The organism is Streptomyces sp. NBC_01478, from assembly GCF_036227225.1.
GTDB lineage: Bacteria > Actinomycetota > Actinomycetes > Streptomycetales > Streptomycetaceae > Streptomyces.
Genome location: NZ_CP109444.1, coordinates 5564315 through 5576904, shown reverse-complemented (window position 1 = coordinate 5576904; position 12590 = coordinate 5564315). Strand labels below are relative to the sequence as shown.

Here is a 12590-nt window from a genome sequence, read left to right as displayed (position 1 = left end):
GCTGGGGGTGAACCTAACCACTGTCTTGGCATGTGAATGGTTAGAAAGGACCCCAGCCTCCCGAGGGTGCAGGGTCGCCGGGGGCGTCGCGAGGGCGGTCACGCGATGGTCTCCGGGGTCTTGGCGCCGGGGGCCTCGGGGTTGCGCAGATAGGAGAGGACCAGTTCCTCCAGCGAGGGCGTGCTGGTCCGCCAGTCGGTGTCGAGCGGGCTCGACGGGCGGACCAGGGCGCTGAGCTGGCGGCCGGTGGTGCGGGACTCGACGACCGTGTGCGGGGCGAGGACCGTGTGCGCGGGCGCGGACACATGGACGTGCGCGGCCCGCAGTTCGTCGATCTCGCCGGCCAGGCGGACCCGGCCGCCGCCGATCAGCAGCAGGTGGTCGCAGGAGTCCTCCAGCTCGGCCACCACGTGCGAGGACATCACGATCGTGGTGCCGGACTCGGCGGCCCGCGCCATGAGGATGCCCATCATCTCGTGCCGGGCCAGCGGGTCCAGATCGGCCATCGGCTCGTCCAGGAGCAGCAGTTCGGGCTGCTTGGCCAGCGCGAGGGCGAGGGCGACGCGGGTGCGCTGGCCGCCGGAGAGCGCGCGGATCCGGGACTTGGGGTTCAGGTCGCCGTCGGCCACGATGCGTTCGGCGACGGAGGCGTCCCAGCGGTCGGTGTTCAGGTCGGCGCCCATGCGCAGCGTCTCGGCGACCGTGAGCTGCGGGTAGAGGGGCTTGTCCTGTGCGACGTAGGCGACCCGCTCGCGGGCCGCGCCCGCCGCCGTGCCCAGGACGGACATCTCGCCCTCGGAGGGGGCCAGCAGCCCGGCGGCCAGGGCCAGCAGCGTGGACTTGCCCGCGCCGTTCGGTCCCACGACCGCGCAGACGCGCCCGGCGGGCAGCCGGAAGGAGCAGTCCCGCAGTGCCCACCCTCCCCGCCGGCCGAACCGCTTGCCGAGCGCGGCGGCCTCTATCGCGGCGGTGCCTGTCATGAAGGTTCTCCTTGGAAGTGCTTTTCGAGTACGGCGGTGAAGAGCGCGGCGATGTCGTCGCGGCCGAGTCCGGCCACCCGGGCCCGCTCGGCCCAGTCGTCGAGCTCTAAGCGCAGGGGCGAGTCGGCGGGCGTAGTGCTGAGGCCGCGGCGGACGAAGGTGCCCAGGCCGCGGCGGGCCTCGACGAGCCCTTCGCGTTCCAGCTCGCGGTAGGCCTTCAGGACGGTGTTCGGGTTGATCGCGGTGGCCTCGACGACCTCGCGGGCCGTGGGCAGTTTGTCGCCCGGCTCCAGCATTCCCAGGTGCAGGGCCTGCTTGGTCTGCTGGACGATCTGGACGTAGGTGGCCACGCCGCTGTGCCGGTCGATGCGGTATTCCACCACTCGAACAACCACCCTTTCACTAATTGAGTAGTGAAAGGGTGGTGCAAGGGGGCTGAGAAAGTCAAGAGAGATCCATGTGCCGGTCCGTGAACCGGTCGGCGGGGCTCGTGCGATGAGGAGACGTGAGCGATACGGGAAGCGACGGGGAGCTGCTGCGGGCCATCGCGGCGGACAGTGACCGGCGCGCGTTCGAGGAGCTGTACCGGCGGTACGCGCCGTGGCTGACCGCGCGGCTGCGCGGCCGGTGCGCCGACGCCGGGATGGTCGACGACGTCGTACAGGAGACGTTTCTCGCGGTGTGGCGGGGCAGTGCGCGCTACCGCGAGGACGGCGATGTGGCCGGGTGGCTGTGGCGGATCGGGTCGCGGCGGCTGATCGACGTGCTGCGCGGCGACGGGGCGCGCGGCCGGATGCGGCAGGCGCTGGCGCGGCTGCGGCACCGGGACGAGGCGTCTGCGGAGGAACGCGTGCTCGCGGGGGTGGAGCACGGGGACCTCGCCGGCGCCCTGGTCCGGCTCTCGCCGGAGCTGCGGGCGGTCCTCCAGGCCACCGTGATCGACGGGCTGACCACCCGGGAGGCGGCCGTGCTGCTGGGCATCCCGGCCGGCACGGTCAAGACGCGGGCCATGCGGGCCCGTAAGCAACTGCGGGAGGAGCTGGCATGACCTGGCATGTGGCCGAAGACGACGTACGCGCCTATGCGCGGGGCGAGTTGGCACCGCCCATGCTCTGGTCCGCCGACACCCATATCGCCAAGTGCGCTGACTGCCGGGACCTGTTGGCGTCCGTCGCCGACCCCGTCGCGCTCGACGCGGGCTGGGCGCGCCTCGACGCCGAACTCGACGCCCCGAAAAGGGGGTTGGTGGAGTCGCTGCTCGTCCGGATCGGCGTCGCCGACCACACGGCACGGCTGCTCGCGGCGACGCCGGTACTGCGCCGCTCGTGGCTCGGCGCGGTGGTCGCGCTGCTGGTGATGACGGTGCTCGTCACCAACTCCCTGAAGAACTCCGCGTCCCCGACCCTCTTCCTGGGCCTTGCCCCGCTGCTTCCCCTCGCGGGCGTCGCCCTCTCCTACGGCCCGAAGTTCGACCCGACGTACGAGATGGCGGTCGTCGCCCCGCTGCACGGCTTCCGTCTGCTGATGATCCGTACGGTCGCCGTCCTGGTCGCCGGCCTGGGCCTCAACGGCCTCGCCTCCTTGGCCCTGCCCGGATACGGCCTGGCCGCCCTGGGCTGGCTGCTGCCCGCCCTCGCCCTGACGACGACCGCCCTGGCCCTGACCCCGCGCCTGGGCCCGGTGCTCGCACCGTCCCTGGTCGGCGGCGGCTGGGTGGCGTTCCTCCTCGTGGCCAACAACCTGCACGGCGGCACGCTCGAACCGTTCACCCCGGCGGGCCAGGGGGTGGCCGCGGTGGTGACCGCGCTCGCGGCCGGGCTCCTCTACCTGCTCCGGGACCGCTTCGACGCCCGCCCGGCCGCCTTCGGCCCCCTCGCCTGATCCCTCGAACCCTGACTGGAGTTCCGTACATGACCACCACCGTCTCCGCGGCCGGGCTCAGCCTGCGCTACGGCTCGACGCACGCCCTCGACGACGTGTCGCTGCGGCTCGGCGAGGGCGTCACCGGACTGCTCGGCCCCAACGGGGCCGGAAAGACCACCCTGTTGAGGGTCCTGGCGACCGCGCAGCCCGCCGACTCGGGCGCCTTCACCGTGCTCGGCCACGACCCGAGCAGCACGGCCGGCCGGCAGGAGGTGCGGCGCGTCCTCGGCTATCTCCCGCAGACGCCCGGCTTCCACCCGGACTTCACCGCCTTCGAGTTCGTCGACTACGTCGCGATCCTCAAGGAACTCACCGACCGCACCGCACGCCACCAGGAGGTGCGGCGGGTGCTGGAGGAGGTCGACCTGTCGGACGTGCGCGGCAAGCGCATCAAGAAGCTGTCGGGCGGAATGCGGCAGCGCGTGGCGCTCGCGGCGGCCCTCGTGGGCGACCCGGGCTTCCTGGTCCTGGACGAGCCGACGGTCGGCCTCGACCCCGAACAGCGCATGCGCTTCCGGGAGTTGATCGCCAGGGCGGGCGAGGGCCGGACGGTCCTCCTCTCCACCCACCAGACCGAGGACGTCGCGATGCTCTGCAACCGGGTCGTCGTCATGGCCGGCGGCACCGTCCGCTTCGACGGCACCCCGGCCGAACTCACCGCACGGGCCGCGGGCCGGGTGTGGAGCGGTACGGAACGCGACCCGGCCGCGATGGCGGGCTGGCGCACCGGCCTGGGCGCCTTCCGCAACGTCGGCGACCCGCCGCCCGGCGCGGAACTCGTCGAACCGACCCTGGAGGACGGCTACTTGATCGCCCTCGACGGCATGGCCGCGGAGGTGGCGGCATGAGCGCCGTACTGGACAAGGCACCCATGGCCGAACGCACCGAGGACCAACGCCGTCCCTGGGCCGCGGTGTTGGCGCTGGCCCTCTTCGAGGCCCGCAAACTCCTGCTGCGCGCACCGGTGTTGTTCATGTTCGTCGTCTACGCCGCCTGGATCTGCTGGGACATGCGCGACGCCTGGACCGGCTACCCGGCTCTCCAGGACATCGACCGCGCCACCCAGACCGGCCCGCTGCTGCCCGCCCTGGCCGTCCTGCTCTGCGCCAACCAGGCCGTGCTGCGCTCCCGACGCCAGGACACCGACCGGCACTTCGGGGTCCTGGTCCTCGAACCCTGGCGCCGTACGGTCGCGTTCGCGCTGTCCGTCGTACCGGCCGCCGGACTCACCGCGCTGATGGTGGGCGCGCAGTTCACCTGGGGCGTGCTCGCGCCCGGCTCGGTGGGTCACGGCTCGGTGGGCGAACTGCTCGTCGGACCGTTCACGGTCCTGCTCGCCGGAACGGCCGGAGTACTGCTGGCCCGGGTGGTGCGGTCGCCGTTCGCCGCACCGATGCTCCTGGTGATGGCGTTCTTCTCGACCCTCTTCCTCGGGGCGGTCCCGGGTGACGACAACGGCAGCGCTACACGGTGGCTGGTGCCGGTCATCGGTGACGCGAGCAGCAAGACGCTCCCCTCCGACCTGCTGGGCCGCCCGGCCGCCTGGCACGCCCTCTACCTGTTCGGACTCGCGCTGACCCTGGCGCTGGCGGCGGTACTGGTCAACGGCGGCCGTACGAAGACCGTCGCCGCCGCGCTCGTCGTGGCGGTCGGCCTCGGCACCTGGGGCGCGGTGGGCCAGGCGGCCAAGGTGTCCGCGGACGTTGTCAGTGCGCGCGTGCTGGCCACCGTGAACCCGGCGAAGGTCCAGTCCTGCGCCCGGCACGGCAACTCCACGTACTGCGCGTTCCCCGAGTGGCTGCCCCGCACCGGCACCTGGGCGGAGGTCGCCGACCACGTGCAGTCCCTGGCCGGCGGCACCGCCGCCCAGGAGAAGCTGCTCGTACGGCAGCGCGTCGATGCCCGCTACGGCATGGACGGCGACGGCGCGATCCAGCCGTCCACCGTGCCCTACCAGGTGACCGTCGGCACCCGCTGGGGCGGCCCCCGGGTACCGGAGTTCGCCGCGGCGGTCTCCTCCGTGCTGGTGATGGGCAGCGAGAAGGCGGTCGGCTCCTTCTGCGACGGCCGCATGGTCACCATCATGTGGCTGGCCCTCGGCTGGCAGTCCGACCCCCTGACCGAACTGCGCGCGGTCCGTCTCGACGACAGCGTGAGCGGCTCCGCGATCGTGCTCTCACCGACCAACCCGATGTCCATGACGGCCGAACAGACCACGGTGCTACGCGAGTTGCTCGCGGCCGGCACCACGAAGATCACCCCGAAGGTGAAGGCCCACTGGACGGAACTGACGGCACCCAAGGTGACAACGGCGAAGGTGGCGGAGCTGCTGGGCGTGAAGGCGCCGACAGGGGCGGACAAGTGCGAGTGAGGGAACGGGAGTCGGCCCCGGCGACGGTTCGGGGCTCCGCAGGGACACCGGGCCGGTTGGGCCAGTTGGTGCGGCCGGTTGCCCGGGCTCTGCCCTGGCGGGCCGTAGGCGGGGGCGCCGTCGCCGGGCTCCTCCTGGCCGCGCTGCCACGCCTGACCTCGGCCGACCCCGACCCGTGGACGGCGCTGCTCGTGCTGCGCGGCGCCGCGCTGGCCTTCGCCCTGGGCCTGACGTTCCTCCTGGACGACCCGGCCCGGCACGTCACCGCCACGGTCCCGACCCGCCGCGTGGTCCGGGCCGCCCTGCGCACCGCCCTGGTCGCACCTCTGGCCGCCCTGTGGTGGACGGCTGTCGTGCTGCTGATCCCGGCCGAGGTACGGCCCCCGGTCGGGGACATCACCCTGGAGGCGGCCGCCGCGACAGTCGTCGCCCTGGCCGCGTCGGCCACCGCGACACGCCTCACGTCCGAACCGGAACCGGGCCAGCGCGTCGCCATCGCCCTCCTCGCCACGTCCATGGCGGCGGCCCTCTTCCTCCCTCAGAGCTGGGGCATGTTCGCCACACCGAGCGACAAGAACTGGGCCGCGGGCCACGACCGTTGGGCCCTGGTCCTGGTGAGCGCGGCGGCACTGTGGGCGGCATGCGGCCCCGAACCGCTCAGGCGCAGGCGGCTGTTGCGGACACGGCGGGCACAACCCGGCCCGTCCGCGGGCTGACCCCGAGTCGGCTGCTGCAATCCGGCCCGGCGGCACGATCCACGCCGTCCGGCGCCAGATTCTGACGCGGCCGACAAGCCGGCCTGTCGCGCGGCCGGTTCCGACCCGGCCGCGCAAGCCACTTCGTCCGGCGGGTGATCCGGGTGCGGCCGTCGTGGTCTGTCCTGGTCGGTGGACCTAGCCTGTCCGGGAGTTGATCTCGACGCGGCGGCGGGCACGATCCGGTCTGTCTGTTGGGCTGGTTCCGACCTGGCCGCCGCAGGCCACTCCGGCGGGTGTAATCCACTCGGTCCGGCGGGTGATCCGGGTGCGGCCGTCGTGCTCTGTCCTGGTCGGTCGGCCTAGCCCGTCCGGGAGTTGATCTCGACTGATCTCGACGGGGCGGGCACAGTCCGGTCTGTCTGATGGCTGATTCCCCATCGCCCGCCGCAAGCTACTCCGGCCGCCGCAACCCACTCGCCCGGAGGCCCATCCGACACCGCCGCCACATTCCAGCGCAGGCCGCCAATATCCAGCCCGTCCGGCGTTTGAGGACGAGGCCCCTTCAGGGCCGATGGGGGTCTGGGGGCGCAGCCCCCAGGGACGGCCACCCAAGCACACCCAAGCACCGCGAGCCTCACGACTCCGAGCGGTACATCAGGTCCGTCTCGTACGTCGTGAATCCCAACCGCTCATACACCGACACCGCCGCCTTGTTGTCGGCATCGACATACAGCATCGCCGTAGCCAACCCCCGCCCGGCAAGATGCCGCAGCCCGATCGTCGTCAGCGCCTTGCCCAGCCCCCCACCCTGCGCACCCGGCAACACCCCCACCACATACACCTCGCCCAGCCCCTCCTCCGTATGGACCTTCGTCCAGTGGAAACCGACGAGCTCCCCACCCCGCTCGGCCAGGAAGAACCCCGCAGGATCGAACCACGCCTCGGCCTTACGGTCGTCCAGGTCCCGCTGCGTCAGGGACCCCTGCTCGGGATGGTGAGCGAAGGCCGCGGCGTTCACAGCGAGCCAGGCCGCGTCGTCCTCCCCGGGCACGAAGGTCCGTACGCTCACCCCCTCCGCCAGCACCGGCTCCGGCAGCTCGAGCCCGGTCAACGGCCGCCGCAACTGCCGGAGTTCACGGAACATCGTGAGCCCGAGAACCTGCGCGAGATGCCGCGCGGCGGAGTGCCCGCCATGCGCCCACACCCGCAACCGCTTCCCGGACGCGGCCAGCAGCGCGGCACCCAGCGCCCGACCGTGCCCGTGCCCCCGATGCGAGGGATGAACGACGAGTTCCGCGGCCGGCGCCTCCACCGGATCCGTGTCCTCCAACTGCGCGTACCCCACGAGCGCGTCCCCCAGGGTCAGCAGCAGATGCGAGACCCCGTCCCGCTCACCCCCACGGATCCGCAACCGCCCCTGCTCGGACACCGCCTGCTGCCCGTCGGTCCGGGCGGCCTCGGCGATCAGCGCGAGGACGGCCTCGCCCTGGTCCGGGGAGAGCGCGGAGTAGGTCTCGATGGATCGGGAGGCGGGCGCGGGCCGTGCGGTGTCGTCGCTGGTCATGGGCATCAGGGTAAGCGGACATACCAGCAAAGTGGCGGCAAAGAAGAAACCAGGATGTAACCAAGAACCCCCTGTCACGCTACGCGCGTTGACCCTAGGCTGCGCCGGAACGTGGTGACCTTCTCAGCCGACACACAGGGGGGCTCATGCCAGCCACAACCCAGTCCGACCGCCCGCGCAGACGCCGTACCGCGGCACTCCTCGCCGCCACCGTGAGCCTCGCCACGGCGGGTGCGCTGGCCGCCGCGCTGCCCGCCGACGCACACGGCAACCCCGGCGGCCAGGGGCACAAGCCCAGCCGCTACCAGGACGTGCAGCTCCTGTCCTTCAACGACCTGCACGGCAACCTGGAGCCCCCGTCCGGTTCCTCCGGCCGGGTCACCGAACTCCAGGCCGACGGCACGGCGAAGACGATCGACGCGGGCGGCGTCGAGTACCTCGCCACGCACCTGCGCGACGCGCGCAAGAACAACCCGTACTCGATCACCGCGGCCGGCGGCGACATGGTCGGTGCCTCCCCGCTGATCTCGGGCCTGTTCCACGACGAGCCGACCATCGAGGCCCTCAACAAGCTGGACCTGGACGTCACTTCGGTCGGCAACCACGAGTTCGACGAGGGCGCCAAGGAGCTGGCCCGCCTCCAGAACGGCGGCTGCCACCCCACCGAGGGCTGCTACACGGACAAGAAGTTCACGGGCGCCGACTTCCCCTACCTCGCGGCCAACGTCCTCGACGAGAAGACGAAGAAGCCGATCCTCAAGCCGTACTGGGTGTGGAAGAAGAACGGCGTCAAGGTCGGCTTCATCGGCGTCACGCTGGAGGGCACCCCGGGCATCGTCTCCGCGGACGGCGTCAAGGGCCTCCAGTTCAAGGACGAGGTCGAGACGATCAACAAGTACGCCAAGGAGCTCCAGAAGCAGGGCGTCAAGTCGATCGTCGCGCTGATCCACGAGGGCGGCTTCCCGGCCTCCGCGTCCTACAACTACGACTGCGACGCGTCCGGCGGCGGCTCCGGCATCTCCGGCCCGATCGTCGACATCGCGAAGAACGTCACCCCGGCGGTCGACGCCCTCGTCACCGGCCACACCCACAACGCGTACGTCTGCACGATCGACGACCCAAGTGGCAAGCCCCGTATGGTCACTTCGGCCGCGTCCTTCGGCCGCCTCTACACGGACACCACGCTGACGTACGACCGCTTCACCGGCGACATCGCCCGTACGTCGGTCAAGTCGGCGAACCACGTGGTCACCCGGACCGTGCCCAAGGCCGCCGACATGACCTCGCTGATCGGCAAGTGGAACACCCTCGCGGCCCCCATCGGCAACCGCGCGATCGGCTACATCTCCGGTGACGTCAACAGCACCGGCACCGAGTCCCCGATGGGCGACCTCATCGCCGACGCCCAACTCGCGTACGGCAAGGAGCTGGACCCGGAGACCGACCTCGCGCTGATGAACCCGGGCGGGGTGCGGGCCGGGCTGACCTACGCGGCCAAGGGGAGTGAGGGCGACGGCGTGGTGACGTACGCCGAGGGCTTCACGGTGCAGCCGTTCGCCAACACCGTGAACCTCCAGGACTTCACCGGCGCCCAGGTGATCCAGGTGCTGAAGGAACAGGTGAGCGGTACGAACGCGGCGGCGCCGAAGGTGCTCCAGCCGTCGTCCGGGCTGACGTACACGCTGGACCTGACGAAGACGGGCGCGGACCGCGTGGTCACGGACTCGATCAAGCTCAACGGTTCCGCCATCGACCCGGCCGCCACGTACCGCGTCGCGACGAACAGCTTCCTCGCGGGCGGCGGTGACGGCTTCACGACGCTCGGCCAGGGCACGGGTGACGTGGTCGGCACGGACGACCTGGCGGCGCTGGCGCAGTACCTGACGGCCCACTCGTCGGCGGCGAGCCCGCTCACGCCCCCGGCGGCGAACCGGATCACCGTCGTGCAGTAACAGCCCACCCCTTGGGGGCCCGGTGCCGCAGGTCGGCGCCGGGCCCCCTTCCGTTTTCCCGTTCTAAATTCTGTGTGAGGGCGGGTTCAGTTCCGCGAATCGCATAAGAATCATCCACAGCAATCGCTCAGGAAGGTCTAAGCAGAAAAGGCTTTTCCTGCGTCAGGAGTCCAGTAGTGTTTTCCATGTCGAAAGCGAACGGCGCAAACGACAGAACGAAAAGGAGAGCACGATGAGCTTCCACAAGATCGCCCCGGCGAAGAAGCACCACAAGCCCGCCCCGGCCCCCAAGAAGGCTACGAAGAAGCCTGCTCCGGCCCCGAAGCGCCGCCCGGTCGGCCACAAGTAACCCGGCCCGACCAGCCGTAGTAAACCGCAGATAAGAATTGTCCGGGAGGGAAATAAATCATGAGCTTCAACAAGATTCACCCCATCAAGAAGACCCACAAGCCTGCTCCGGCCCCCAAGAAGCCGGCCCCGAAGAAGCCCGCCCCGAAGCGTCGCCCGGTCGCCCACAAGGGCTGACAAAGAATTTACAGGCGTAATTCAAAGGCAGTTGCAGCAGATCGGTAGAGGAACTGTTGCAGAACCGCAGCAGACACCGCGACAGTCGTACCGGAGAGGGAACCCGTCATGAGCTTCCACAAGATCGTCCCCGTCAAGAAGCACCGCAAGCCCGCCCCGGCCCCGAAGAAGGCCGCGCCGAAGAAGCCGGCGCCGAAGCGTCCGGTCGGGCACAAGTAAGCAGTCCGGCGAGCCGCAGAAGACCCGCAGTACTCCACACCCGGCCGCAGTGCCGAACCCCCAGGGAGGGAATCCGTCATGAGCTTCCACAAGATCGTCCCCGTCAAGAAGCACCGCAAGCCCGCCCCGGCCCCGAAGAAGCCCGCGCCGAAGAAGCCGGCGCCGAAGCGCCCGGTCGGGCACAAGTAAGCAGTCCGGCGAGCCGCAGAAGACCCGCAGTACTCCACACCCGGCCGCAGTGCCGAACCCCCAGGGAGGGAATCCACCATGAGCTTCCACAAGATCGTCCCCGTCAAGAAGCACCGCAAGCCCGCCCCGGCCCCGAAGAAGCCCGCGCCCAAGAAGCCCGCGCCGAAGCGCCCCGTCGCCCACAAGGGCTGAGCCGGCACCACGTGAGGCGGGGCCACCGGTTAGCGAGCACGCTCGCGCCGGCGGCCCCGCCTCGGCCATGTCCGGCCCCTGTACTCGCCTCGGCCGGCTACTGAACTCGACCTGCTCTGAAGGGAGTTGTTGACCATGAGGGAAGCCCGTGAGGCCTTCCGCCGTTTCTGGCCGCTGACCCGCGGTGACCGCAAGTGGCTCGCGGTGATCATCACGTGCGTGATCGTGTCGGCGCTCGCCGAGACCGCCGCGATCCTGCTCTTCGCGGAGCTCACCGACAACGCCCTCAAGGCCGGTTCGCTGTCCGAGTTCTGGGGCCCGGCCGCCGCCTGGCTCGGCGTCGCGATACTGGGCGCGCTGGTCGGCTACTTCGGCAACTCCCTCGCCACCTGGACCGCCGAACGCTTCGTCCTGCGCCTGCGCGCGAACGTCTTCCGCCACGTCCAGGACCTCCCACCCCACTTCTTCCAGAAGCACCGCCAGGGCGACCTGGTCGAACGCCTCACCGGAGACGTCGAGGCCATCGAGCAGATGGTCGTGTCCGGAGTGGTCGGCACCATCTCGGCCGCCTTCTCGGCGGTCTTCTACGCCTGCGCGGCCCTCTACCTCCGCTGGGACCTGGCCCTGGCCACCTTCGTCCTGGCCCCCCTCTTCCTCCTCGCCGCCCGCCGCTTCTCCGGCCGCATCAAGCAGGCCTCGCAGGACGAACGGGTCGCGGACGGCGCGATCACCTCGGTGGTCGAGGAGTCCCTGGGCAACGTGGTGCTGACCCAGGCGTACAACCGCCGCCGCGACGAGGAGAAGCGCCTCGACGTCGAAGCCCGCGCATGGATGAAGGCATCGGTCCGCGGCGCCCGCCTCAGCGAGATGTACGAGCAGTTCGTGGAGGTCGTGGAAACGCTCTGCGTGCTGGCGGTCATCGGCCTCGGCGTCTGGGAGATCTCCGCCGACCGCATGACCCTCGGCGCACTCCTCGCCTTCGCCGCCTTCATCGGCTACCTCTACCCCCCGGTCCGCAACCTCGGCCAACTCGGTCTCACCCTCACCGCCGCCACCGCCGGCGCCGCCCGCATCAACGAGATCCTGGACGCCACCCCGTCCGTCGGCGACCCCCACGAACCCGTCCCCGCCTGGCCCGTCCACGGCTGGGTCAGCTTCCACGGCGTGACGTTCCGCTACCCCGGCGCGAGCCGCGACTCGGTGAACGACGTCACGTTCAGGGCGGGCCCCGGCGAACTGGTGATCGTCACGGGGGAGAGCGGAGCAGGCAAGTCCACGCTCTCCAAGCTCCTGACGCGCTTCTACGACCCCTCCGGCGGCGTGATCTGCCTGGACGGCGTCCCCCTCCGCGACGTACCCCTCGAATTCCTGCGGGAGAACGTGGCGTTGCTGCCCCAGCAGACCCTCATCCTCAACGGCACGATCCGCGAGAACATCGAGTGCGGCCGCCCCGGCGCGACGGACGAGGAGATCGAGCGGGCGGCACGGGCAGCGGCGGCCCACGACTTCATCACCGCACTGCCCGAGGCCTACGACACGGAGATCGCCCCCGGCACCGCGGCACTCTCCGGCGGCCAGCTCCAGCGGATCGCGATCGCACGGGCGATGCTCCGCGAGGCCCCGGTCCTGGTCCTGGACGAACCGACGGCCGGCCTCGACTCGGTGGCCGCCCGCCAGGTGATCCAGCCGCTGCGCCGCCTGATGTCCGGCCGTACGACCATCATGATCACCCACGACCTGAGCCTGGCCCCGGACGCGGACCGCATCCTGGTGGTGGACGGCGGACGCCTCGTCGAGACGGGCACGCACGCGGAGCTGGTGGCAAGGGGCGGCGCGTACGCGCGACTTGCGGGTCCGCTCCCCGAAATGGCGATCACGGGAATGGGAACGGGACGGCACCGCGCGGAGGACACGATGATCCTGCGCCAAGTCCCGGACGAGACAATGATCCTGAGGCTCCCGAAGCCGAACAGGTAG

Annotated in this window: 9 protein-coding genes and 1 pseudogene; 7 read left to right on the top strand and 3 right to left on the bottom strand. The window is 70.8% G+C overall.

Features of this window, described 5'->3' with window-relative positions:
* Positions 1-481 precede the first annotated feature (481 nt).
* Together OG223_RS53980 and OG223_RS25110 are read right to left on the bottom strand one after the other, a co-directional pair.
* Positions 482-980: pseudogene (locus tag OG223_RS53980) on the bottom strand (ATP-binding cassette domain-containing protein); the annotation flags it as partial.
* Positions 977-1363 (bottom strand): GntR family transcriptional regulator, encoded by a 387-nt coding sequence (locus OG223_RS25110; protein ID WP_329252823.1) that lies wholly within the window; start codon positions 1361-1363, stop codon positions 977-979. The pseudogene OG223_RS53980 and the gene OG223_RS25110, both read right to left, overlap by 4 nt.
* A gap of 122 nt (positions 1364-1485) precedes the next feature.
* Here OG223_RS25110 and OG223_RS25105 point away from each other — a divergent pair, with 122 nt between their 5' ends.
* The 5 genes from OG223_RS25105 to OG223_RS25085 all read left to right on the top strand — a co-directional run bounded on the left by OG223_RS25105 (position 1486) and on the right by OG223_RS25085 (position 5990).
* Positions 1486-2028: an RNA polymerase sigma factor gene (locus OG223_RS25105; protein ID WP_329252820.1), complete on the top strand. Its 543-nt coding sequence runs from the start codon at positions 1486-1488 to the stop codon at positions 2026-2028.
* A complete protein-coding gene (locus tag OG223_RS25100) occupies positions 2025-2861 on the top strand; it encodes a zf-HC2 domain-containing protein (RefSeq protein WP_329252818.1) in 837 nt (278 codons plus the stop codon). Before OG223_RS25105 ends, OG223_RS25100 begins: the two co-directional genes overlap by 4 nt.
* Positions 2862-2890: 29 nt before the next feature.
* The gene (locus OG223_RS25095) at positions 2891-3751 is read left to right on the top strand and encodes an ABC transporter ATP-binding protein (protein ID WP_329252815.1); all 861 of its coding nucleotides are present in this window, start codon (positions 2891-2893) and stop codon (positions 3749-3751) included.
* Positions 3748-5274 carry an ABC transporter permease gene (locus OG223_RS25090; RefSeq protein WP_329252811.1) on the top strand — a complete coding sequence of 509 codons (1527 nt, stop codon included), beginning with the start codon at positions 3748-3750 and terminating at the stop codon, positions 5272-5274. The genes OG223_RS25095 and OG223_RS25090 overlap by 4 nt, the downstream gene beginning before the upstream one ends.
* 68 nt (positions 5275-5342) lie before the next feature.
* Entirely contained in the window at positions 5343-5990 is a 648-nt protein-coding gene (locus OG223_RS25085; RefSeq protein WP_443073852.1) for an ABC transporter, read from the top strand.
* 616 nt (positions 5991-6606) lie between these two features.
* Here OG223_RS25085 and mshD read toward each other — a convergent pair.
* On the bottom strand, positions 6607-7536 hold the full coding sequence (gene mshD / locus OG223_RS25080; protein WP_329252806.1) for a mycothiol synthase: 930 nt from the start codon (positions 7534-7536) through the stop codon (positions 6607-6609).
* A gap of 146 nt (positions 7537-7682) precedes the next feature.
* Here mshD and OG223_RS25075 point away from each other — a divergent pair, with 146 nt between their 5' ends.
* Positions 7683-9488 (top strand): bifunctional metallophosphatase/5'-nucleotidase, encoded by a 1806-nt coding sequence (locus tag OG223_RS25075; protein WP_329252803.1) that lies wholly within the window; start codon positions 7683-7685, stop codon positions 9486-9488.
* 1260 nt (positions 9489-10748) lie between these two features.
* The gene (locus OG223_RS25070) at positions 10749-12590 is read left to right on the top strand and encodes an ABC transporter ATP-binding protein (RefSeq protein ID WP_329252800.1); all 1842 of its coding nucleotides are present in this window, start codon (positions 10749-10751) and stop codon (positions 12588-12590) included.

Coding starts and splice junctions, on each gene's coding strand:
- OG223_RS25100 (WP_329252818.1), top strand. CDS start 2,025: ATGACCTGGCATGTGGCCGAAGACGACGTACGCGCCTATGCGCGGGGC.
- OG223_RS25095 (WP_329252815.1), top strand. CDS start 2,891: ATGACCACCACCGTCTCCGCGGCCGGGCTCAGCCTGCGCTACGGCTCG.
- OG223_RS25090 (WP_329252811.1), top strand. CDS start 3,748: ATGAGCGCCGTACTGGACAAGGCACCCATGGCCGAACGCACCGAGGAC.
- mshD (WP_329252806.1), bottom strand. CDS start 7,536: ATGACCAGCGACGACACCGCACGGCCCGCGCCCGCCTCCCGATCCATC.
- OG223_RS25075 (WP_329252803.1), top strand. CDS start 7,683: ATGCCAGCCACAACCCAGTCCGACCGCCCGCGCAGACGCCGTACCGCG.
- OG223_RS25070 (WP_329252800.1), top strand. CDS start 10,749: ATGAGGGAAGCCCGTGAGGCCTTCCGCCGTTTCTGGCCGCTGACCCGC.